The following is a 22,586-nucleotide window of genomic DNA, read 5'->3' on the forward strand; positions in this document are numbered from 1 at the left end:
GTGAATGAAAAGTCTGTTCTAGTCCGAGCCGCGCGCACTCGCGATGCGCATCACAGCCGCCGCGTCGTGCTCCGTGTCGAACTTCCATAATCTGTCGATCAACGCTTGCGCATCGACGCCCGAGCGTCCGTATGCGGCCAGTTGCTTTAGTTTCTCCGCAAGCTCGACGTTGGCAAGCGGCGCGGCGAGACTGCCGCGCGCGGCATGCACGCGATGCGGAATCCGTTCGCCCGAACGCAGCACGATCGTCACTTGCGCCGACTCGACGGGCCACGATGCGTCGTCGATGAAACGCAGGCGGCTCGCGAACGCCCGCAGCGACGGATCGGCGACAGCGGCATCGCTGAATTCTTCGAGACCTGCCTTACCGCGCGACAACACCACGGCTACCGCATGCTGCGCGCTCACCTGCGATTCGCGGCCCGTACGCACGCCGGGACGATCGGTGCGTTCGCGCAGCAATGGATGCCCTGTCAGTTCGACCTGTTCGATATCGTCGAGCGACCAGCGCGCGTCGCGGCGCAGATCGAGACAGGCATCAATCACCGGATTCAGCACGACGCCGCACGGATAGGGCTTGTACGTGTTCTTGAGCAGTTCCCACTCGTGCCCAAGGTCTTGCGTCAACGCGTGCCAATCGGGTTTCGAAGTAGCGACACGCAGAAAGCCGCGCTCGCCTTCGAGTGGAGCTTGAGGTCCGGAGAAACCCTCTTCGGCCAGCAGTGCAGAAAGCAGCCCATTGCGCGCCGCGTTGCCGACGCTGATGCTCTTCGACATGGTGCCGAGCGTTTCGACGAGTCCGCCCGTTTGCACCGATGCATTGCCGAGTGCCCACACGATCGCGTCTTCATCGAGTCCGCGTGCCTTCGCAACGGCCGCCGCCGCGCCGAACACGCCGCATGTCGACGTGATGTGCCAGCCGCGCTGATAGTGCTCCGGCGAAACGGCATTTCCGACGCGGCATTCCACTTCGACGCCGAGCACGAACGCGAGTAGCAATTCTTCGCCGCTCATTGCATGCGATTCGGCGAGCGCGAACAGCGCGGCAGCGACGGGCGCTGTCGGATGAATAATGGTTGGTATGTGCGTGTCGTCGAAGTCGTAGACGTTCGCGCTCATCGCGTTGAGCGCGGCTGCGTTGAGCATGTCGGTGCGTTCATTGCGGCCGATCAAGGTCGCGTTTTCATCGGCACGAAAGCGTTCATACACGGCCACGGCCTTGTCGAGCGTCGGATCGTGCGCGCCTGCCAGCGCAACCGCGAAGTAATTGACGAGCGAACGCTTCGCTTCGTTGCGCACGGCAGCGGGCAGATCACGCCACTGCGTATCCGCGACGAAGCGCGCGAGCTTTCGTGTCAGCACGCCGTTACGCAATGCGTTGGCGTCGAAAGGATCAGCCTGCAAGCCAGCCTCCTTCGATCGGCATCATCGCGCCCGTGATCTGGCTCGCCGACGCTCCGCACAGAAACACGACCATATCGCCGACATGCGCGGCATCGACCAGTTCGCCCGTCGGTTGCTTGCCCTTGAGAAACTCGCGTACTGCATCGTCGCGTTCGAGGCCGCGCTCGTCCATCAACGCATGAATGCGGCCATCGATGTTCGGCGTCAGCACCGAGCCCGGACAGATCGCATTACACGTGATGCCCTGATTCAGCGTCTCCATCGCTACCGCGCGCGTGAGGCCGAGCAGCGCCGTCTTCGTCGTCACATAGTCGACGCGATTCGCAACGCCACGCGCGCCGTACACCGATGTCATGTTGAAGATGCGTCCCCAGCCGCGCTCGCGCATGCCGGGCAACGTCAGTTGAATCGCGCGGAACGCAGCCGTCAGATTCACTGCAAGCGCGTTGTTCCACTGCTCCAACGGAAACGATTCGATGCCCGCGAAATGCCGGACTACGGCGTTATTGATCAGCACGTCGAGCGTGTTTATCTTTGCTCGCGCGCTTTCGATCAGCGCATCGACACCGGCGGGCGTCGCTAGATCGGCCTGCACATACGCAACATTTACATCGAACGATGACGCAAGTTCATCCGTCGTATGCGCCATTTCAGCAGGCGCTTCGAGACCATGCAGCACGATGTCGCAACCCGCGCCCGCGAGTGCGCGGGCCATCGCGAGACCCAGGCCATTCGACGATCCCGTCACCAGCGCGCCTTTGCCTTTCAGCATCATAGGAACGCCTCTTAACGCGCTTCGGCGTCGAGCCGCACGATCCAGCCTTCCGTCTCGCGATCATGCGACGGATAGCGCGTCAGCACGGCGGGATCGTGACCGGGAATCACATGCTCCCGCGAGCTTGCCAACCGATGCGCCGCTTCGTAACCTTCGAGCATGTCGCCGACGTTATAGACGACGGGAAACGGCCGATGCTCCTGCATGTTCGCGTAGAAATGCGACGCATCCGACGCGAGTACGACCGAGCCGCGCTGCGTATTCACGCGCACGACCTGCAAACCGTTCGTATGTCCGCCGACCCAATGCACGCTCAGGCCCGGCGCGATCTCCGAAGCGCCGTCATGAAACTGCACGCGTCCTTCGAACAGACGGCCCACCATCGACTTCACATCTTCCGGCTCGAACGGATGGCTCAGCGCGTGATGACACATGCAACGTCCCGTGCAATACGCCATTTCGCGATCCTGCAGGTGATAACGCGCGCGCGGAAACAGCGAATGATTACCCGCATGGTCGTAGTGCATGTGCGTGATGATCACGTCTTCGACATCGTTCGCGCGAATACCGATCTGCTTCAGTCCGCGCTCGACCGTGTTCGTGATCGTGCGACCGCGCTTCTCGGCCATCGGCTGATCGAAGCCTGTATCGACGATGTAGGTGCGCGATTCGCCCACTACGGCCCACACGAAGTAATCGAGCGGCATCGGCACATCATGCGAATCGCCGCCGATGAAGTTGTCGCCTGAACGGCGCTCGAAATGCGCGTACTTCACTGCATAGATCTTGTACTGCTCTGCTGGCGATGACATGTCTCGAGTGTCCTTGTGTGGGTAGTTCGTGTAACGCCTTCACGCCGATACTTCATGTGCGGCCGTTTATTTCATCGCCGCTGTCGCGCCTCCTTCGACGGCTTCTTCGCTCGTGACGGCCGCATCGGCGGCAATCGATTCGAGCGAACGCTGCTTCGTTTCCGCGCCGATCACGCCGACGATCAGCGCCTGAACCAGCAGCGTGCCGACGATCAGCGTCAATACGCCGCCAATGCCGAAGCGCGTGAACGAACCCGCCACCGCATACGGCACGGCGATGCTGACTGCGCGGCCCACGGTATTCGCGAGGCCCGAGCCGCGCAGTCGCAATTCGGTCGGAAACAGCTCCGGCACATACGTCGCGACGCTGAACGACGACAGCACGTAAATGCAGCACGTGATCGCAAAGCCGAGCGCAGTGATCGCGACAGCCGACTGCGCGAACGGATACGCGATGCCGAACGCCACGCACACCAGCGAAAACATCACGATGCCCCACTTCCGGCCGAGATGCTCGGCGAGTGCAAAAGCAATCAGCGAACCGACTGGACCGCCCGCGAACATCAGCGCCGTGAGCCCGAGCGAGTTCGACACGCTGTGGCCCTGCTTGACGAGAAACGTCGGAATCCAGCTGACGAACGCATAGTTGACCGTGAAAAGCGCGACGAGCACGGTGATCGCCGTGATCGTGCGCGTGAGCAGACGGCGCGAGAACAGATCGCTGAGACGACCCTGATCGTTCGAATAGAACTCGCGTGTCGAAGTTTCGTGCGCAATAGGGGTATGACTCGGGGTATGACTCGCCGCACCGCCGCAAGCGGTTTCGATGCGCTCGACGATCTCCCGCGCTTCGTCGCCGCGTCCACGCGATGCGAGCCAGCGCGGCGATTCCGGCATCGACTTGCGCAGGAACCACACGACGAGCGCACCGCAGCCGGCGATCGCGAACATCCATCGCCAGCCGTATTGCGGCACGATCAGCCAGCCGAGGAACGTCGACAGAAACAGCGACGTGTTGATGATCAGATTGAGGATCGTGCCGAAGCGTCCGCGCCAGACAGCGGGAATGAACTCGCTCAGCGTGCCGTAACCGACGACGATTTCCGCGCCCATGCCGACGCCCATCACGAGACGGAAGAAGATCAGCCAGTAGATGGAAGGCGCGAGCGCCGCCGCAATCGACGCAAAGCCATAAATGCCGAGATTGAACTGATAGCAGAAGCGGCGTCCGAAGCGGTCCCCGAGCAGACCGGAGAGCCACGCGCCCGTCATCATGCCGATGAACGTCACGGACACGAACGCCGCATTGAGGCTGAGGGTGGATTCGCCGCTATGGATCATCGCGGCGAGCACCGTGCCGGCGATGTAAATGTCAAACGAGTCGAAGTACATCCCCGCCGCGATCAGGCCCAGCAGACGCCAATGGAAGCCCGACAGGGGCAGCCTGTCCAGACGCGCTCCGATCCCGACATCCATCTGCATGGTGCTGTCTCCGTCATGTTGGCGTTCTTGTGCGGCGCCGTCGTGCGTACGAGATGCGCGTACGAGATCGCGAAGTTCGCGAGGCGTCGTCTCACGTACGGATTATATTCCTGTCATACAATCCGTCAAGCAGACGAATTCAAACCGAATCGGGCGACGCTTCATGACACGTGTGTGGACAAAAGGCTACAAGTCGCCTTGCAAATGTTTACTGCCCGCTAACATGTCGATATATTCGCCGGGTTACATCGACGCGCCCGGCCCAACGACCGTTTGACCGTCGAGCTTCACGCAGTCCATCCGCTCCACGAAAGCCGGAAGACCGCTTCTGACCTGCATCGCGGGGAACAACTACCAGGCATCGAAACGAAAAATCGTGCGCTCATGCACGAGGCCCCTGCTCGGCCCGACGTTTTGCGCCTGTCGATAGCGGCACAGTTTCATCACCATGCCGCGCGAGCGCCCGCAGCGATCGCGCGAGCATCTACTACAAGAAGGAAGAGAATGAAAAAGACCATCCTGGCCGCAGCGGCCCTCGGGACGCTCAGCGTGGCAGCGCATGCACAAAGCAGCGTGACGCTGTACGGCCTGCTCGATGCCGGTATCACGTACGCAAACAAGGTCGCTACGTCGACGGGTCATGACAGCCTCGTCAAATACGGCGACGGCGTCGCGTCGGGCAGCCGTTGGGGCCTGCGCGGCACGGAAGATCTGGGCGGCGGACTGAAGGCGCTGTTCGTGCTCGAAAGCGGCTTCAGCACGGGTGACGGCACGTCGGGCCAGGGCGGCGCGCTGTTCGGCCGCCAGGCATTCGTCGGCGTCGCGAAGGATGGCATCGGCTCGCTGACGTTCGGCCGTCAATACTCGTTCTCGACCGACTACATCGGCGGCAACTACACGATGGGCAGCCAGACGCCCGCCGGCAACTACGCGTACCACATCAACGACCTCGACCAGCTGACCTCGAGCCGCATCAACAACGCGGTCAAGTTCAGCAGCGCGAACTTCGCCGGCCTCACGTTCGGCGCGATGTACGGCTTCTCGAACTCGACGCAGTTCGCGGGCACGCCGACCACGACGGGCACGGGTGGCGCGCAAGGCTCGTCGAGCACGTACAGCTTCGGCGCGAACTACGCGCAAGGTCCGTTCGGCATCGGCGCCGCGTACACGAACATCCGCTTCCCGAACGGCGCGACGCCCGCGTTCAGCGTGAGCATCGCGAACGTCAACACGCTGGGTCTGCGCGACCTCGAAACGTTCGGTATCGGCGCGCGCTACACGATCGGCGCGGGCCTCGTGTGGGCGAACTGGACGCATACGAAGTTCGAGCCGCTGACGGGCGGTTCGTCGAAGCTGAACAACTATGAAATCGGCGGCCGCTACGCCTTCACGCCGGCGCTGACGGCAGGTCTCGGCTACACGTTCTCGGACCTCGACGACCGCTTCGACGGCCGCTGGCACCAGATCAACAGCGCGGTCGACTACGCGCTGTCGAAGCGCACGGACGTCTACGTGCTCGCGATCTACCAGAAGGCATCGGGCAGCAACGTCGTGGCAGGCCGCAACGTTCCCGTGCAGGCTGAGATCGGTTCGTCGTCGTCGTTCATCGGCAATGCGGGAGCGAACTCGCAGTTCGCGACGCGCGTCGGTCTGCGTCACCGCTTCTAAGCGTGTGCAATGTGGCCGCCGCGTATTTGCTGCGCGCGGCCACTTTCACAGCAGACGTCGCCGAGTCGCGCTAACCTAACGGGTTTTGACCGACTCACAAAGGACCGCGATGTCTGCTTTTCCCTTCGACGCCGTTTTGTTCGACTGCGACGGCGTACTCGTCGATTCGGAAACGATCACCAATACCGTGCTGACGGCAATGCTCGGCGATCTGGGCTGGCAGTTGAGCATCGACGAAGCGATGTCGATTTTCGTCGGCAAGACCGTGATGGACGAGGCGCCGCTGATCGAAGCGAAAACGGGCGTGAAGATCACGCCCGCGTGGCTCGAATCGTTTCGCGAGCGCCGCAATGCCGCGCTCGACCGCGAGGTCATGGCGATCGAAGGCATCGCCGCGACGGTCGCCGATCTGCACGCGCGGCTAAGTGGCAAGATCGCGGTCGCATCCGGCGCGGATCGCCTCAAGATCCGCCTGATGCTCGCGAAAATCGGCGTGCTCGAATACTTCGACGGGCACATCTTCAGCGGCCATGAAACGGCCCGCAACAAGCCTCATCCCGATGTCTATCTTGCCGCGGCCGCAGGCCTCGGCGTCGATCCCGCACGCTGTGCGGTGGTCGAAGACACGGTGACGGGCGCCACAGCCGGCCGCGCAGCGGGCGCGACGGTGTTCGGCTACAGTCCCAGCGAAAAAGGCCACAGCTCGAAGGCGGCATTGCGGACCGTCGGCGTCGCCGAGGTGTTCGAAGAGATGGCGCATCTGCCCGCTCTGCTGGCAGGCTGGCAACATTGAGCGTGCGGATGTCGCGGCGCGCTCGCGCCGCGACACGCGCGATCAAAGCATTTCGGCTTCTTCGAGATTCGCGCCGTTAAAGAAACGGCTCAATTCGCGCGTCAGGTCGTTGAGGACGGCCATTTCCGGCTGCGTGATCTTGTGCACGGCCAGCGGATCGGTCCAGTCGCCATAGACCAGCGCGACGGTCGTGTCCTTGGCCTTGACGGGCAGCAGCACGAACGCCTGCGCGTCGCCGAGATGCGCCTTGAACCAGTCCGGCAGACGCGCTTCCATGCGCGGCTCGTGGGCATTCTCGATGAAAATGCCCACGGGATTCGCGATGGCGAGATGGAAGACGTCGGGCTGGAAGCCTGCGCCGAAGTTGAGCGTCGGCTGGATGCGCTCCATGTCGGGACCGAAACCGATGCGCGCGTGATACCGCGCGTCGGCCTGGCGCACGAACACCAGCGTGCGCGACAGCGACAGGCCCGCCAGAATCGTTTCGGAAGCGAGCGTGAGCACGGGCGAGAGCGCCTTGCTCGACGGCAGCGCGCGCAGGTCTTCGAGCCCCGCTGACAGACGCGCCTGCGCCGACTTGCCGGTGCGCACGATGGCATCGGCATGCGCGCGCAACTCGGAAATCTCCTGCATCAGGCCTTCGTTGCTCTCTTCGTCGATCAACGCGGCGCTCAGATGGTCGAGCCGCGCCGCGTCCATCCGCAGCGCGTCGCTATAGAGATCCGCGAGTTCGGTGAGCCGCGCTTCCAGGTCGTCGCCCGGCGCATGGGTGACGAGCGCATTGCCCACTTCCGTCGAATAGCTGTTGACGGCCCGCAGCCAGCGTACGTGCTCGGAGAGCGGCTCGTCCGACGGCGCGCCGATCGCCTGCATGCCCGCCGAGATCGTCTCCGGCAGACGCCAGCGCCGCGCGGCCTCGCCGCCGATTTCCTCGAAACTCACGCCCACCAGCAGCGCACAGGCTTCGCTGTCGTCGATTTCATCCGATGCCGCCGTGCGACGCAACCGGTCCCACTCGCCTTCCAGATAGAACGCCACCAGCAGCCGGCCGATCTGCCGCATCAGCGCGCAGACCACGGCTTCTTCCGCGACGCGCAGATCGATGCCTTCCGTGATGCGCCGCGCGACCGTGCCGCAGAGCAGCGCGCGGTTCAGTTCGAGCTTCGCGTCGATGCGGTGCGGCGCGCTTTGATGGAAGTGATCGACGATCTTCATCCCGACGACGAGATGGCCGACGGTATCCATGCCCAGCACCATCAGCGCGCGGGTCACGGTGGTGATATTGCCGCCGAATGCGACATACATGGCCGAATTGGCGAGCCGCAGCACTTTCTGCGTGAGGCCGACATCCGAAAGCACGACCTGCACGAGCGACGTGAAGTCGAGATCGTCGTTATTCATCGCCGACACGGTGGAGCGCAGCGCCTGCGAGAGCATCGGGAAATCCCCGCGCTCGCTCATGCGCGCCCACAGTTTTTCCAGCAATTCGGACTTGACGACGAGGGACATCGGGTGGTGATCGAAAACGGATATGTTGAAAGACACGACAACGGTATCCGTGATTAAAACACAACCCGCCGCCCATCATCGTGCCCATGAGTCGTAGACCCACCGCAAACTGTCGATCCGATGTGCCGTTGCACATTATTTCAAAGTCTTTCCGTGTCGCCAATCCGCGACATATGCCCTTCTTTCACGACGCGATACAGGACGCGACGATCATCGCGCCCGCATTGCCGGGCGGCGTGCCGTTCGCGCGCGGACAGTAGACCGTCTCGCCCGCTTCGATCGCGCGGCCCGTCAGCACGCACACGCCCGCCCTGCGCGCGATGTTCACGCGCCACGTCTGATAGCCGTAGTGGCCCGTGCGCGCGTCGCACCACGAGACCGTCAGCGTCTGCGGCGTCGGCTTGTCCAGCACGCGCACCGTCGGCTGGCTTCGTCCGTCCCAGCGAGCCGCCGCGCGCGGCCGGCGCCCGGCGGGCCGCGGCGCTTCGACGGGTTCCGGCCGGACGTCGAAGTTGCGGATGGCCGCAACGGTTCGGGGCCAGACATCGGCAGTGGGTTCCATCCGTACGGGCTCAGACATGATTAATTCAACACGTGATGAATATCGAGATCGTAGCGGCGCAATGGAGATGTGTCAAACCGGGCGTTGCGGCCCCGGTTGAAGCGCTCGGTTACACTCACGCCTGATCGGACGGTCGGCAGGCTCAATCGGATGAAAGACGTGATGGCAGCAGCGGAAACCCACAAGGAAACGAAACGCGCGCGCGGGCGCCCGGCGTCGAGCGCGTCGGTCGGGCCGGACGCGATCCTGCGCAATGCGCGCAAGACCTTCGGCAAGCGGGGATTCGAGGCGACCAGCGTGCGCGAGATCGCGCGCGACTCAGGCGTGGATGCGGCGCTCGTCGCGCATCATTTCGGGTCGAAGGAGACGCTGTGGCTTGCCGTCGTCGAGCAGATCGCGGACCAGATGGCGCCGATGATCGATGCGACGGCAGCCTTGCGGACCTCGCCGCTCGGCGCGCGGGCGCGAGTGGAAAGCGCCGTCGTGCGCTTCATCGACGAAGTGTTCGACGACCCCGACGTCGGCATTTTCTTTTCGACGGCGGCGACGGAAGAAGGCGAGCGGCTGAACGTGCTGATCGAGCGGATGGTGCGCCCGTATCACGACGTGCTCGTGCCGCTTTTCGCCGATGCCGCGAAGCAAGGCGAGTTGAAGGTCAAGGATGCCAGCGTGATGGTTTTCATGCTGCTGAACGCGATCAGCAAGACGGTCGCGTACAGCCATGTGATGCGGGCGTTCTCGTCGCTGCCCGACCATGAGAAGAAGTTCAAGCGCACGGTGCTGGAGACGGCGCTCGGCATGCTGGCCTAGAGCCAGCGCGGCGCTTCAGGCGATGGCCGTGCGCCTTGCCTGATACAACGTTTCCCGTTCCAGCAGATCCAGCAGCGCGATGACGCGCTGCCGCTGCGTCGTCACCAGATCGTAGGTTTGCGCGAGCTTGCGCAGGCGCTTGCCCCAGTAGTCGTAGTCGAGCTTGGACACATCGTCCGATTCCGTCCGACGCACCACGTACTGAACCATCCTCTCCAGATGCTCCAGTTCCACGTCCGCAAGGCTCGCTGAACGCAGCGTCCCGACGTCCGCCGGCGTTTCCATTTTTACTGCTGGCATGTGTGGCCCCCGATCTTTTAGCTATCGCTGCCGGACAAGTCGACGCACCGGCGCGCGGCCTGTCCTGCTCTTTTCAGGCAACAATAGCGCGGCTTTCCGACCGGGCTTTACCATGCGTCTCAGTTCGCGAAGGCGTCGCAACAATTCGGCGCGGCGGGCAGGCGCGGACCTATGCGGCATGCATCGGCACATCGGATCGAGAGAATAAGAAAAGCGTCGCGCAAACGATTGCGCGTCACGAAGCGCGCTCGACGGCAAACTTCCGGTATGGCGCCAGGCGCGTATCGCCATGCAGCGCGGAAAACACGTCGATCAGGTGATCGGTGAAAAGCCGCACCTTCTGCGACGGCTGCGCGCCTTCGGGAAACACGGCATGAATCGGCGCGGGCGGCAGGCGGTAGTCGTCCAGCACGGTGACGAGCTGGCCCGATCGCAGTTCGGGTTCGCACAACCACTCCTTTGCCATCGCGATGCCGAGACCCTCGCGCGCGCAGGCAATCACGCCCTCTGCCGCACCGACGAACACGCGCGCCCGCACCTTGATCGAGACGGGAATGCCGTCGTGCTCGAAATCGCGCCATCGCGTCGTGCTAATCGAAGGACTTTGAAGCGACTTTGAAGCAGCCGCATGACACGCAGCACTCAATTCGCTTCGATACAAAACGCCAACAACCCTGACGTCACTTCGTCGATGATCTGCTTCATCTCCGCGTAAGCGGGATGGAACGGCGTCGGATTATCGGGGCTGCCCCATTCGATCGTATAGGAGAACACCTTCGCCTTCTTCGCGTCGATGATGTGACGGCTGAACGCGTAGTCGTCGGAGGTGCCTGCCGTCGGATACAGGCTCATCGACTGTTCCGTCTTGTACACGCGGCCACGCGACGCCTTGATCGCATCGCGCATCTGGTTCGCGAGATGCACGGCGATCTTCTTGTCGGCGCTCTCGATGTACTCGCGATACGCCTTGTCGTTCGCGATGCCGCGTTTGCCGTCGTAAGCCGGGTTCTGGAAGTTCATGTCGGGATGCGTGCTCTGATCCTCGTCGTCGCCCCAGTTGTACAGAATGTCTTCCGAATAGCTGTGCAGATCGACGAAATAGCGAATGTTCGGATACGTGTTGAACATCCACACGGCGTTCTTCGTTTCAGGTTCGGATTCGGCGGAAGGACCGATGTACACCTCGTAATCGCAGGGATCGGTGGAATTGGTAATGGGGCTTTCGGGATCGAAGTACTGCGGGAAATTCCACAGGAAGTTGTAGTTGCGATTGATATCCACGCCACAGCATTGCGGCTTCGTATGGCCCGCAGGCGCAGGCCGGCGGTTCTTGCGCCACATCGACTCCGACGTCATGCTGTAATGCCGGCCATCGGGATTGGCTTGCGGAAACACGAACAGGTCTTTCGTTTCGATGACATGCTTGAGGTCCGCGGCGCTGAACGTCTTGCTGCCGATCTTGATGGGCGTATGCGTCGTGTACGCATTCGACAACAACTGTACGAAGTGAATCAGGATATCCGGGCTGCCCCATTCGCGCGCATGCACGCCGCCCAGAAAATAGATGCCGGGACGTTTCGCGCCACTGCCCTTGCCGATTTTCAATGCATGGCACGTACGCTTTTCCCACGTCGTGTGCGGCAGCTTGATCAGCTTCGTGAAAGCATCGTTAGGCGCGGACGTTGCAGCCGCAAGCGCGGCCTCGACCTGATCGACGTCGAGATAACCCGTGCCCGCTGCCACCGATAACGACTCGAGCGCTTGCGGCCCCGCCATTCGCGCACGCGTCTCCGACTGACGCGCCTTGCCTTGCGCTTCCGCGTCTTCGAGACGCTCGACCTTGTAGCCTGCTGTTTCGAGCGACTTGATCTGCGCATCCGTCGCATGTGCGTCGACGCGATAGCCGTCGTGAACCTTTTCGATCGTATGACGCGCAACGAGAATCTTGTGCTTCGTCACGAGATCGGCCAATGCCGCCTGATCTTTACCCGTGATGCGTGCGTGATAGCGGGACATCATCTTCTCCTGTGACGTAAGGCGTTATTCAAGAACGGTGAACAGCCCGGTCATTTGAAGCATGTGCATTCCCTGCGTGTATCACCAAAGTCATATGGGCGCATGCGAGCCTGGCATCCATACTGGGTTCATACGGCGCTCGCGAGCGTCACGATTCACGTGTCAACAGAGTCAATCCTGTACCCAACAGATCCTGATGGTTGCTCACGTCTATGGTCGGCGTGCATTGCGTTCCCATCGAACGCCTTACACGCTTCGTCTCGGTCCGGCGCAACCGGGTAATGCGCCGCTAAGTTCGTAAGGAGACTCACATGAAGACGGTGCTCATCCTCTGTGGCGGCGTGCTCTGCCTGACGGCCATGCAAGCCTATGCACAAGAAGCCACCACGACCAGCGTGTCGAACGCGACACCCGACACCACGATCAATTCGGAAGGCCCCGGCATGTCGACGAATTCGATGTCGGGCGGTTCTGCGATGACGCGCGGCAAGACGCGCGCCGATGTCTATCAGGATCTCGTTCGCTCGCAACAGAGCGGCGAAGCGCAACGGCTGAACGATCTGTTCAAAGGCGGCAACTGATTGCTTCGTGCACTTCGTGCAGTGCGAGGGCCCGCCGGCAACGGCGGGCTTTTTTGCGCTCATCGTTTATGCGCGCCTTTTACATGCAGCCGACGTCCTTTACGTTCCCGATGCATTCGCATTACAGCTTGACGCCGCGCTTCTTCCATCGCGGCGATGGAAACCGCCCCTTGCCTTCACGCACTTCGGGTAGCAGGGCCACCCACGAATGCGCCGGCAGCGGCAGGACAGGCGGCTTTGCAGTGCCGGGACACTTGCCCAACTGATGCGGCACGCCCGGGCCTGGCGCCGGATCTTCTTTATTTGCCTGTTGCCGGATCCAGTCGCGCGTCGTGAACGGCGGCATCGCATGCGGCGCGATCGCGGCTGCATTTCCAAGCACTTTCGCGCACACGAGCACACGCGCAACCTGCGGCGCGGCAGCGCTCGTCCCCGACATCGCGACGAGCGATCCGCTGCGCGTGCTCGCGCCGAGCACGCCTGCGCACACGGGCGAGTCCTCGCTGATCGCAGTCGCATCGGGGCCACTTCTCACGCCTGCGCGCAGCGACGGCCCCGTCGACGAATACGCCGCCGCTGTGCCATCCGTGCGCCGATATCCGCCGACTACCACCGTATCGCTGCCCGTCGCGATCGAGTTCAATGTGCTCCGACGACTGATCCATGAGTCGATGTTGTTGTCGTCGAAATCGCGCACGTGCATGCCGCCGACGAAGCGCTTGTACTTCGGATCTTCGAAACGCGACTGACGTCCGCGAATGGGGAAACCATAGGCTGTTTCGTTGCGCTGGATCCATGCGTGGATGTCGAGTGAATTGCTCGTGTCGTTCGTCAGCGTCACGGTCCAGTTGCCCGGAGACGCCGCGATACGCGACGATTGACGCGTGATAGTTGGTGCAAGCGCGATCATGATCATGTTGCGTTGACCCGTTGCAACGCGGTCCAGATAGACGACATTGCACGCCACGTCACGGCCGTTCTGCCACGCGACGATGTTGTTCACCTCGATCACAGGGCTCATATCGCCCGAAGGCGTGCGGACCTGGACTGTCACCTTCGATGCATCGGCACCCGCGGGCAACCAGAGCTCCATGAAGCCCGGCGTCGCGCAGTCGGGCAACGCGCGCCACGTGATGTCGTTCGACGCGCCAGTCGCGAGCGTGAAGCTCGCGTGACAGCGCAACACGTTGCTATTGCCCGCAGGCACGATGACGCTCAGATCGTGATGCCGATCGATCAGTTCGTCGATCGCGCTTTCGATGATCGAACTGCCGTCGTGCGGTCCCGCCATATAGCCGTAGCTCAGATTCAGCACGACGCAATACGCCGCGCCGCTGGCAAGATCGTCGGCGCAACGCAGGATGTAGCGCATCGCATCGAGCGCATGCACGGCGAACCAGCGCCCCGACGTATCGCGCACGGTGCGGCCCGCAGTCCTGAACTGCACGCCGAGCACGCGCACCTTCTTCAGCGCGTCCCGCATCGCCTGCTCAGCCTGCGACAGCGACGCGGCATGCAGCGGATTGGGCCGCAAGCCGCCCGCGAGATCCATCACCTCGGTGCCATGCGCCCAACGCTTGCGCACGTTGATATAACCGGCTTGCGCGTACACCGCGTCTTCTTCGACCTGGCCTGCGAGCGTGCAGCGCGCGAGCAGCGCATCGATATCGGCCTTCGTGAGTTCACTGCCGTAGTGCAGAGACGGCGGCATGCCCGCTGCGTCGTCCTGATTCCAGAAACGTTCGATGCGCGTGGTCGACGGCGTGCCCGTCGAGCGAAACCGTTCGTGTGCGAAGGCGAGGCCATCGTCCATCACGCCGAGGAACACTGTCTGCGTGGCACCCGTATTCGTGCCCGCGACGGTAGACGCGGGACCGAACGCGGGGCCTGTATCGACCGCCAGCGTGCGCGCATTCGGCAATTGCGCAGAGGCAGAGAGATCATCGGGCACGACAGGCATGCCGAGTTCGAAGCGCTTCACAATGCCTTTGAGCGTCGTATCGAGTTCGCTGAAGAACTGCTTCGTCACGACAGCCGTCAGAAAGTGTGTCGGTTCGAGGTCAGCGGGCGGATAGCGATACAGCGAGGACACCTGTATCCACGCCTTCCACGCCGCATGCGCGCCTTCCAGATCTTCCGCGAAAGATTTCGCGCTCTGCGCCGTACCGTTCGGCGCATAGGCTTCGAGTTCAATGATGATGCGCACCCGGCCTGCGGGCATTCCGCCAAGGTCGGCGAATTGCGTCGCATCGGCCCACGCGAGATATGGATCCGCGCTTGCCGTATCGGCGGCGCGCGCCGTCCAGTCGATACCGCTCCACGCACCGGCCGTGCCCGTCAACGATTGCCAGGTCATCGTCCACCTCGCTCGAACAAGGTTGAGAGCTTATGGTGACTTCAGAACTTCGTATTCGCGAGACTGTTGCCGTTCCACTCGCCCTCGGCCTGATTCCACAGCCATGACAGGATCTTCGAACCGTCGACGACGGCGGGCGGGTCCCATTGAAGAAACGGAAACAGGCCGGGTACGGTGTTCACGTTGATGTTGTGCAACTGCGCATAGTTTGTCGCGTCGTTCGGACTCAACGGTTCGTGATAATCGAAATCCGGATTGTCGGTCGCCTTCAGGACGTCGCCCTTGAACGAGCGCGGCGTGATCTTGCCGTTGAGCCGCGTGTACATATTCGGGTTGTGCTGGACCACGGGCGGCGGCGGAGGCGCTGACGGAGCCGCGGGGAGCATGGCCGTGCAGCGCGCGACGAAATATTCGCCGAGCGCCGTGCCGAGCACGTGGCCCGCGATGCTGTCGACGGGGAAATGCACGCCCGCGACCGTGCGGTTGACAGCCACGCGATACGCCTGCCGCATCGCCTGCTGATAGAAGACCGTGCCGAATTGCTGATTGAACAGCGCGCACAGCACGACGGCAATGATGAACGCCTGCGTCGAATGCCCGCTCGGCATCGAGCCATGTCCGGGCGTCTGGATCATCGGTTGAATCTGCGACGAATATTCGATTGCTCGCGGCGCGGCGATCGCGTGCTTGAAGCGGATCTCCGCGAAGATCGCAAGACGCACGGCGGTATCGAGCAGTTCGATGGTTCTCGGCGTGCGGCTCGGATGCAGATAGATCAGCATGCTCCAGAACGCATGCTGCGGTCCGAGCTGGCAAAGTATTTCGGCCATGCGGTCTTCACGCAGATCCGAATAGAAGTCGAGCCATTCCGCCTGTGCTTCGAAGACGGTCTTGTCCGGACGGCTCAGGCTGACGATCTTCACATCGTTCGCGCCCGCCGCCGATGGCCGGTGCCAGAGCTGCGCACGCTGAACATTCGTCGCGGCATCAGTCTCGATCGAGAAACGCAAGTTGGACAGCAGCTCGAAGTCGATCGCCGTTGCGCGGACCCAGGGCTCCCAGCGCCATAGCTGCCGATAGTCGTCGAGTGGCTGGAAATTCTGAAGGTCGAAGTTCAGCGTCACGTCCTGAGGCGTGCGCCAGCTTCCGACGATACCGTCGCGATGACCGATCTGCGCTTCGGCGAACAGCGGCCCGTCGCACGGTATGCCGCCTCCGCCCTGATCGTAGACGCCGCCGGCGCCGCCGGCGCCACCCGCGCCACCTGCTCCGCCCGCCCCGCCTGCACCACCTGCTCCGCCTGCGCCTCCCGCACCGCCCAGTCCGCTCATGACAGGCCTCCTCTGTCAGTGATCCCGCACCGCATCGACGCCTTCTTCTAGGCCGGCAAGCCTGCCTGACGCAAAGCTTCCGACCAGATCTTCCCGGTCGCGTACGCGCCGCTCGGCGAGCGGTCCAGATAGCTCTTCACGGTCAGCGTCGGGTCGAGCACCAGCACTTCCTGCACCGTTTGCCGCGCGGCTTCGAGATCGCCGAGCAGCGCCTGCGCAATCGCCAGCGCACGTAACGTCGACGTGTTGGTGCGGTTCACGCGCAGCGAACGTTGCGCGAGTTCGACCGCGCGTTCGTAACGTCCCGCCGACAGCGCCGCCGTCGCGCCAAGCGACTCGTAGAAGTAACGCAGCGGATCGAGCGGCGAGAGGCGCAACGCGCGCTCGGTGGCATCGACGGCCTGTTCGCCCTCGCCTTCGAAGGCGAGCAGCGTGCCCTTGAGCAGCCACGCGAGCGAGTCGTTCGGATTCACGTCGAGCGCGCTTTCGTAGCGCCGCTGTCCCACGTCGAGCTGTTTGAGCAGATTGGTGTGCACGAAACCGTCGATCGTCAGCGCGAGCGAGCAATCGGGATCGGCATCGAGTGCGCGGCGCGTGCAGTCGAGCGCGGCCTGCGCCTGGCCCACGCGGTCGTCGGTCCAGCCGCGATTGAAGCGCAGCACATGCCATTTGCCGAGCCACGCATGCGGCAACGCCTGACGCCGCGCGCGTTCGATCAGCGCTTCGAGCATGTCGCGCGCGCGATGGAAGTCGTGCGAGACGCCGCGATGCATCAGCACGATCGCGCTCATCAGCAGCGTCGAACTGGCGAGCGACGGCAGCGCCTGCGAGCGTGCGCGCTGCAATTCGCGGTCGATGATGGCGCTGCTCGTTTCGGCGACGATGCGGTCGATCAGTTCGTCTTCGCCGAGCATGATGTGCGTCGCGCGTCCCTTGATGCTCTGCGTCCACAGAATGTGACGCGACTTCGCTTCCGCCAGCTCCACCACCAGCACGATCTGATCGCCCCACGAACGATACGCGCCCGACAGCACATAGCGCGCGCCGAGAAACGCGCTGATTTCGTCGAGCGTCGCGTCGCGCTCGCGAAACGTGGTGGTCGACAGGCGCGAGATCACCTGCAGTTCAGCCGTGCGTGACAGCGACGAGATGATCTCGTCGGCCATCACTTCGCCGAGCACCTGCTGCTCCGCTTCGCCGCCGCGCGACGCGAATGGAATCACCGCGATGGTCGGCCGCAATTCAGGCAGAAAGGCAGCGCCCGGCTCGATCACGGGACGCGGTCCCGGCGGCCCGATCCGGTACGCGCGCACAGGCTGGTCGAAATGCTTGAGATGACATTCGCCGAGATCTTCGATATCGGCGTCGAGTTCGGGCGTCAGCTGATCGCGCACCTGCGCCGACACGACGATCTCGCCGGGCCCGGCAAGCGTATAGAGCCGCGCAGCCAGGTTAACGCCGCGGCCATACACGTCGCGTTCGTCTTCGTAGAGTTCGGTGACGTGCAGGCCCATGCGCAGCAGCATGTGCGTCGCGGGCGGAAGACCTGCGTTGGTCTCGTCCGATGCCCGCTGGATCGCGAAGGTCGCCGCGAGCGCATCGCGCAGTTCGACGAACGTGACCATCAGCCCGTCGCCTTCCGTGCGGATCAGACGGCCGCGATGCGTCGGCACGATGTCGTGCTCGATGCGCGCCTTGTATTTGCGCCACCGTCCCGCGGCTTCGACTTCGTTGTCCTGGATCAGCCGGCACGACTCCACGAGATCCATGAAGAGGACCGTACGGACGACACGCGCGAGCCCATCGGGTGAGCAGGAGGAATCTGCAGTCACGTTATTCCAGACCTTTGAAGCGTACGTGGAATCGGCTCGCGATCCGCTTAACTGCATTCGCGCGATGGTTGAGAACACATCGCAATGCAGCGGCCACGCATGCAGAGATGACGCTGCGTCCGGCGGATCGAAGTGCGGATGGTTCGCATGTCGCGGAGGTCGCGGCCAAACGCGCGCCCGACGGTCATTTCGACGTGCGATTGGTATGTGTTATAGGTCAAAAACTGCCGTTTAAAACGGCCTTTTTTATCGAATCGGCGCGGCGTCACACAAAGCGCGACAAACAGCCCGGCGATTGATATCGCGCATGTAAATAAACCGCTGCACACGAAACTAGTTTTTCACACGCAGCTTGTCCGCTTCGAGCCGGCGCGTGATCAGGTGTATGAGATAAGTGGCGAATTCCGGATCCTGATAATAAAGACGCATGGCATCCGTCGCCGATACCATCAGCAGTTCGCAGTCGCTGACGCAGCGCGCCGTGCACGTGCGCCGGTGATCGGGGGAAAACAGCCCGATCTCGCCGAGCACCGTGCCTTGCCCGACTTCGATATCGATCTCCAGCAAACCGACCGTGCCCCGCACGACGTAATACAGCGCATCGCTCGGATCGTTCTTGCGGAACAGCACTTCGCCCGATTTGAAGCGCGTCGGCATCGTAAATGCGAGCAGCCTGCCGACCGAAAGCTGGCCGTCCAGCGCGTGATGCAACTGCGCATCGCCGATCTGCTGCAAGCGCGCGGCGGCCACGCTCGCCTGTCCGCGGCTGCCGACCTTCAAGGCCTTGTACACGGTGTACAGGTGCACCTTCACGGTGCCTTCCGTGATGTTCAGCTGCTTCGCAATCGACTTGTTGGTTTCGCCGCGCGCGGCCAGCGCGAGCACCTGGATTTGCCGCGGCGTGAGGACGTGAGGCTTCGCGTCGGACGATGCTTCTGCGGATGCTTCTTCGGAACCCAGCGCGGATACATCGGGTGCGTGCGCATCATTTGCGGACAGCGCGGGCGGGAGCGCTTCCAGCACGAGCGGCGCCGACGCGGGATAGCGGCTGCCCGCGAGCACGAGACGAAGCGCATCCAGCAGCGCCCGGCCCGACTCCGATTTGTCGAGATGCCCCGCAACGCCCGCCGCCACGAATTGCTCGACGGTCTGCGGATCGACGGCCGTCAGCAGCACGAGCACAGGCAATCCCGCCGAGAGCCGGCGCGATGCCGTCGCCACGCTGAGCGCATCGGGCAGATAGTCGCCGTCGAGCACGACGAGATCGGCGGACTTGCCCTGCTCGAACACGTTCGACGCATAGTCGGCGCAGCGCACGTCGACGCGCTCGCCGAGATCGGCGAGCAGACGCGCGACGCCATCGCGGAACAGACCTGTCGGAGCGACGAACAGAATCAGCATGCGCGTCTGCTCCTTTGCGGTTGATCGACGGTCAGAGCGCTGCGCGTCACCTGCTATTGATATGAATAAAACAAGCAGGCGCGCTGCTAACCGTTATAGCCCACTCGCGCGATGCATGTTGCACTCGACAGGCATCGTGCGGTTGATCAAAAGTGCTTCAATGCGCGAACGCCTCGACGATCCCCGCCGCCGCGCACAGCAGCACGACGAGCAGAGGCCGCACATTCCAGCGCGTGAGCAGAATCAGCGCGATCACAGCGACGGCGAAGTCGGCGGCAGAGAGCACGGCGCTCGTCCACACGGGAGAATAGAAGGCGCTCGCGAGCAAGCCGACCACAGCCGCATTCGCGCCCGCCAGCAACGCCGCGACGCGAGGACGCACGCGCAGCGCCTGCCAGTGCGGCAGCACGCCGATCACGAGCAGCAGGCCAGGAAGAAAGATGGCGATCGTCGCGCACAGCGCACCGAGCGCATGATGCGATGCCGGACTCATGATCCAGCCGAGATACGACGCGAACGTGAAGAGCGGACCAGGAACGGCCTGCGCCGCGCCATAGCCCGCGAGAAACGCGTTCGCCGGAATCCAGCCGCTCGCGACCGTCGCCTGCTGAAGCAGCGGCAGCACGACATGGCCGCCGCCGAACACGAGCGCGCCGGATCGATAGAACACGTCCGCGATCTTGAGCGTCCACGCCGAAGGAAGAAGCGCTTCCAGCGCGGGCAAGCCGGCAAGCAGCGCGCAGAACAGCACGAGCGCGACAACGCTCGCGGCGCGCGGCAAAGCGAAGGCGTGTGCATCGTGCGACATGCCGCGTGCATCGGCAGCTGACGAGGTTCGGCAGAACATCAAACCAAGCAGCGCGCCGCCGCCGATCACGATGATCTGCGCGTACACGGTATCGAGCGTGCTCAACACCGCGAGCGCGGCGAGCGCAATGGCTGCGCGCACGCGCTCGGCACACAGACGCCGCGCCATGTCCCAGATGGCCTGCGCGACGACGGCGACGGCCACCAGCTTCAGCCCATGCACGAGGCCCTGGCCGAACGCGTTGTCGAGCAGACCGGCGAGGCGCGCAAAGCCCGCCATCAGAATCGCGGAAGGCAGCGTGAAGCCGAGCCATGCCGCCGCGCCGCCCCACCATCCCGCTCTCAGCAGGCCGATCGAAAAACCCACCTGGCTGCTCGCCGGTCCCGGTAGAAACTGGCAGAGCGCGAACAGATCGGTGAAGGTCGTGTCGTCGAGCCAGCGCCTGCGCTCGACGAACTCGCGTCGAAAGTAGCCGATGTGCGCAATCGGCCCGCCGAAGCAAGTGCAGCCGAGCAGCAGAAACACACGCAGTACTTCGAATGCGCTGCCTGCGCGCGTCTCGCGACGCGACGTGCTTTCACTTTCCATAAAGGTGATCGACGGGCGTGAAGTGGGATGCCGTTCGGATAGAGCGCATCACTCTATCGCAAACGGCTTGCGTCGCGATGGACCGACACGCGAAAAAAGGCGGGCTGCTGCCCTAATGCCGTTCAGTTAAGCGACTGAACGGCATTTTTATTGGTAGCTCGAATTGGTTGTAAACGCGGCGTGGCGATGTTAACTTTCATCGCCATGCTGGTCGATGATTTGCGCCTCCTTGTTGAATCACAGCCGCCGCTCGATTGGGACCGGCTAGGCCAGCATCTGCCGTACAAATGGATCGAGTATGCGGTGCAGGCCAGTGGCAGTGCCAGCGTGCGTCGGCGTCGGCTACCCGCACAGCAGGTCGTGTGGCTAGTGATTGCGCTGGCGTTGTATCGGCACCAGTCGATCAGCGAGGTCGTCGATGAACTGGACCTTGCGCTACCCGCACCCGATGCGTCATTTGTCAGCAAGAGCGCCATCGCCCAGGCGCGGCAGCGTATCGGCGCCGCCCCCCTGGCGTGGCTGTTTCATGAATCGGCCCGGAACTGGATCGCGCAGGATCAGGCGAAGTACCTGTTCAAGGGATTCTCGCTATTCGCGATGGATGGCACGACGCTGCGAACCACCGACAGTGTCGCCAACCGCAGGCATTTCGGCGCCTCGGCTGCCGCTCACGGTCGGGTGGGCAGCTATCCCCAACTGCGCGCGGTCACGCTCACCGCCCTGGCGACGCATCTGGTGTGTGATGCCGGGTTCGGCCCTTACGATATCAATGAGATGATCTGGGCGCGTGAGCTCATCCCTCGTGTGCCAGACAACTCCATTACCGTTTTTGATAAGGGGTTCCTGTCGGCCCAGATCCTGTGCAATCTGGCTTCAGGCGGCGAGAACCGGCATTTCATCATCCCGGCCAGATCGAACCTGCGCTGGGAGGTCGTGAGCGGGTGCGACGGTGACCAGATCGTGCGCATGCGTGTGTCGCCGCAGGCCCGCACGAAATGCCCCGAGCTGCCCGAATTCTGGCAGGCGCGCGCCGTGCTGGCCGTCGATGCACGTGGCCGGCAACGGACATTGCTCACGTCCCTGACTGATCGAAGGCGTTTCAAGGCGGCTGACATTGTGTCGTGCTACGAGCGTCGCTGGCAGATCGACACCAGCTACCATGAACTGAAGCAGTCGATGCTGGGCATGGAACTGACCCTTCGCAGCCAGACCGTACAAGGTGTCTATCAGGAGTTCTGGGGGGCTCTGATCGCCTATAACCTGAGTCGCCTGGAGATGGCCAGGGCGGCACTCGACGCCCGGCACGCACCCGACGAGCTGAGCTTCATCCGCGCGTTTCACACCATTCAGTACGAAATGACGTGGGCGGCCGTGACGCGCTCGTACGGCAAACTGCCAGCGCTGCTCAGGCGCCTGCGCGAGCGGCTCAAGCAACTTCCCAACGACAAACGGCCCGGGCGCAGTTGCGCTCGGGCCGTCAAATCCAGACCGTTTCGCTATACCGTTCGGTTCCTCAAAAGAGACCTTAACTGAACGGCATTAGGGCTGCTGCCCGCCT

General features: G+C 63.0%; 20 protein-coding genes. 6 read left to right on the plus strand and 14 right to left on the minus strand.

The features are described 5' to 3' along the window. Nucleotides 1–18: 18 nt before the first annotated feature. The 4 genes from QEN71_RS37105 to QEN71_RS37120 all read right to left on the minus strand — a co-directional run bounded on the left by QEN71_RS37105 (nt 19) and on the right by QEN71_RS37120 (nt 4,473). Nucleotides 19–1,404 carry an MmgE/PrpD family protein gene (locus QEN71_RS37105; protein WP_201654865.1) on the minus strand — a complete coding sequence of 462 codons (1,386 nt, stop codon included), beginning with the start codon at nt 1,402–1,404 and terminating at the stop codon, nt 19–21. Beyond that, complete coding sequence (locus tag QEN71_RS37110; protein WP_201654862.1) at nt 1,394–2,179, minus strand: SDR family oxidoreductase; 786 nt, start codon at nt 2,177–2,179, stop codon at nt 1,394–1,396. The genes QEN71_RS37105 and QEN71_RS37110 overlap by 11 nt, the downstream gene beginning before the upstream one ends. An 11-nt stretch (nt 2,180–2,190) precedes the next feature. Continuing rightward, the gene (locus QEN71_RS37115; protein ID WP_201654859.1) at nt 2,191–2,991 is read right to left on the minus strand and encodes an N-acyl homoserine lactonase family protein; all 801 of its coding nucleotides are present in this window, start codon (nt 2,989–2,991) and stop codon (nt 2,191–2,193) included. Nucleotides 2,992–3,057: 66 nt separating this feature from the next. Next, nucleotides 3,058–4,473 carry an MFS transporter gene (locus tag QEN71_RS37120; protein WP_201654856.1) on the minus strand — a complete coding sequence of 472 codons (1,416 nt, stop codon included), beginning with the start codon at nt 4,471–4,473 and terminating at the stop codon, nt 3,058–3,060. 504 nt (nt 4,474–4,977) lie between these two features. On the opposite strand from QEN71_RS37120, the gene QEN71_RS37125 reads away from it, so the two are divergent. Further along, nucleotides 4,978–6,141, plus strand: a complete 1,164-nt coding sequence (locus QEN71_RS37125; RefSeq protein ID WP_201654853.1) for a porin — start codon at nt 4,978–4,980, stop codon at nt 6,139–6,141. Between the two features lie 109 nt (nt 6,142–6,250). Next, the gene (locus QEN71_RS37130; protein WP_201654850.1) at nt 6,251–6,934 is read left to right on the plus strand and encodes an HAD family hydrolase; all 684 of its coding nucleotides are present in this window, start codon (nt 6,251–6,253) and stop codon (nt 6,932–6,934) included. Between the two features lie 42 nt (nt 6,935–6,976). Here QEN71_RS37130 and QEN71_RS37135 read toward each other — a convergent pair whose 3' ends face one another. Together QEN71_RS37135 and QEN71_RS37140 are read right to left on the minus strand one after the other, a co-directional pair. Further along, a complete protein-coding gene (locus QEN71_RS37135; protein ID WP_201655243.1) occupies nt 6,977–8,443 on the minus strand; it encodes an HDOD domain-containing protein in 1,467 nt (488 codons plus the stop codon). A 184-nt stretch (nt 8,444–8,627) separates the two neighbouring features. Continuing rightward, complete coding sequence (locus QEN71_RS37140; RefSeq protein ID WP_201654847.1) at nt 8,628–9,023, minus strand: DUF3331 domain-containing protein; 396 nt, start codon at nt 9,021–9,023, stop codon at nt 8,628–8,630. A 132-nt stretch (nt 9,024–9,155) separates the two neighbouring features. Between QEN71_RS37140 and QEN71_RS37145 the strand changes: the two genes are divergently transcribed. Next, the gene (locus QEN71_RS37145) at nt 9,156–9,815 is read left to right on the plus strand and encodes a TetR/AcrR family transcriptional regulator (RefSeq protein ID WP_201654844.1); all 660 of its coding nucleotides are present in this window, start codon (nt 9,156–9,158) and stop codon (nt 9,813–9,815) included. A gap of 15 nt (nt 9,816–9,830) precedes the next feature. Here QEN71_RS37145 and QEN71_RS37150 read toward each other — a convergent pair whose 3' ends face one another. From QEN71_RS37150 to QEN71_RS37160, 3 genes are all read right to left on the minus strand, one after another. After that, nucleotides 9,831–10,100, minus strand: coding sequence for a hypothetical protein (locus QEN71_RS37150; protein ID WP_201654841.1), 270 nt, complete (start codon nt 10,098–10,100; stop codon nt 9,831–9,833). A gap of 250 nt (nt 10,101–10,350) precedes the next feature. After that, complete coding sequence (locus QEN71_RS37155; RefSeq protein WP_233471992.1) at nt 10,351–10,761, minus strand: LysR substrate-binding domain-containing protein; 411 nt, start codon at nt 10,759–10,761, stop codon at nt 10,351–10,353. Continuing rightward, entirely contained in the window at nt 10,758–12,131 is a 1,374-nt protein-coding gene (locus QEN71_RS37160; protein ID WP_201654838.1) for a M14 family metallopeptidase, read from the minus strand. The genes QEN71_RS37155 and QEN71_RS37160 overlap by 4 nt, the downstream gene beginning before the upstream one ends. Before the next feature lie 311 nt (nt 12,132–12,442). On the opposite strand from QEN71_RS37160, the gene QEN71_RS37165 reads away from it, so the two are divergent. Further along, nucleotides 12,443–12,712: a hypothetical protein gene (locus QEN71_RS37165; RefSeq protein WP_201654835.1), complete on the plus strand. Its 270-nt coding sequence runs from the start codon at nt 12,443–12,445 to the stop codon at nt 12,710–12,712. Nucleotides 12,713–12,833: 121 nt separating this feature from the next. Here the strand turns inward: QEN71_RS37165 and QEN71_RS37170 are convergent, their stop codons facing one another. Genes QEN71_RS37170 through QEN71_RS37180 form a run of 3 tightly spaced genes read right to left on the minus strand, consistent with a single transcriptional unit; the run spans nt 12,834 to nt 18,168 of the window. Further along, nucleotides 12,834–15,068: a S8 family serine peptidase gene (locus QEN71_RS37170; protein WP_201654832.1), complete on the minus strand. Its 2,235-nt coding sequence runs from the start codon at nt 15,066–15,068 to the stop codon at nt 12,834–12,836. Between the two features lie 41 nt (nt 15,069–15,109). Then, nucleotides 15,110–16,399 (minus strand): phosphatase PAP2 family protein, encoded by a 1,290-nt coding sequence (locus QEN71_RS37175; RefSeq protein WP_201654829.1) that lies wholly within the window; start codon nt 16,397–16,399, stop codon nt 15,110–15,112. Nucleotides 16,400–16,446: 47 nt separating this feature from the next. Further along, nucleotides 16,447–18,168, minus strand: coding sequence for an adenylate/guanylate cyclase domain-containing protein (locus QEN71_RS37180; RefSeq protein WP_233471991.1), 1,722 nt, complete (start codon nt 18,166–18,168; stop codon nt 16,447–16,449). 170 nt (nt 18,169–18,338) lie between these two features. On the opposite strand from QEN71_RS37180, the gene QEN71_RS37185 reads away from it, so the two are divergent. Beyond that, nucleotides 18,339–18,530 carry a hypothetical protein gene (locus QEN71_RS37185; RefSeq protein WP_201654823.1) on the plus strand — a complete coding sequence of 64 codons (192 nt, stop codon included), beginning with the start codon at nt 18,339–18,341 and terminating at the stop codon, nt 18,528–18,530. 34 nt (nt 18,531–18,564) lie between these two features. Here QEN71_RS37185 and QEN71_RS37190 read toward each other — a convergent pair whose 3' ends face one another. Together QEN71_RS37190 and chrA are read right to left on the minus strand one after the other, a co-directional pair. After that, nucleotides 18,565–19,632, minus strand: a complete 1,068-nt coding sequence (locus QEN71_RS37190) for a LuxR C-terminal-related transcriptional regulator (RefSeq protein WP_201654820.1) — start codon at nt 19,630–19,632, stop codon at nt 18,565–18,567. Nucleotides 19,633–19,789: 157 nt separating this feature from the next. Beyond that, nucleotides 19,790–21,028, minus strand: a complete 1,239-nt coding sequence (chrA, locus tag QEN71_RS37195; RefSeq protein WP_201654817.1) for a chromate efflux transporter — start codon at nt 21,026–21,028, stop codon at nt 19,790–19,792. 204 nt (nt 21,029–21,232) lie between these two features. On the opposite strand from chrA, the gene QEN71_RS37200 reads away from it, so the two are divergent. Further along, nucleotides 21,233–22,561, plus strand: coding sequence for an IS4 family transposase (locus tag QEN71_RS37200; protein WP_456093885.1), 1,329 nt, complete (start codon nt 21,233–21,235; stop codon nt 22,559–22,561). Nucleotides 22,562–22,586 lie beyond the last annotated feature (25 nt).

It is taken from the genome of Paraburkholderia sabiae (genome assembly GCF_030412785.1).
GTDB classification, from domain to species: domain Bacteria; phylum Pseudomonadota; class Gammaproteobacteria; order Burkholderiales; family Burkholderiaceae; genus Paraburkholderia; species Paraburkholderia sabiae.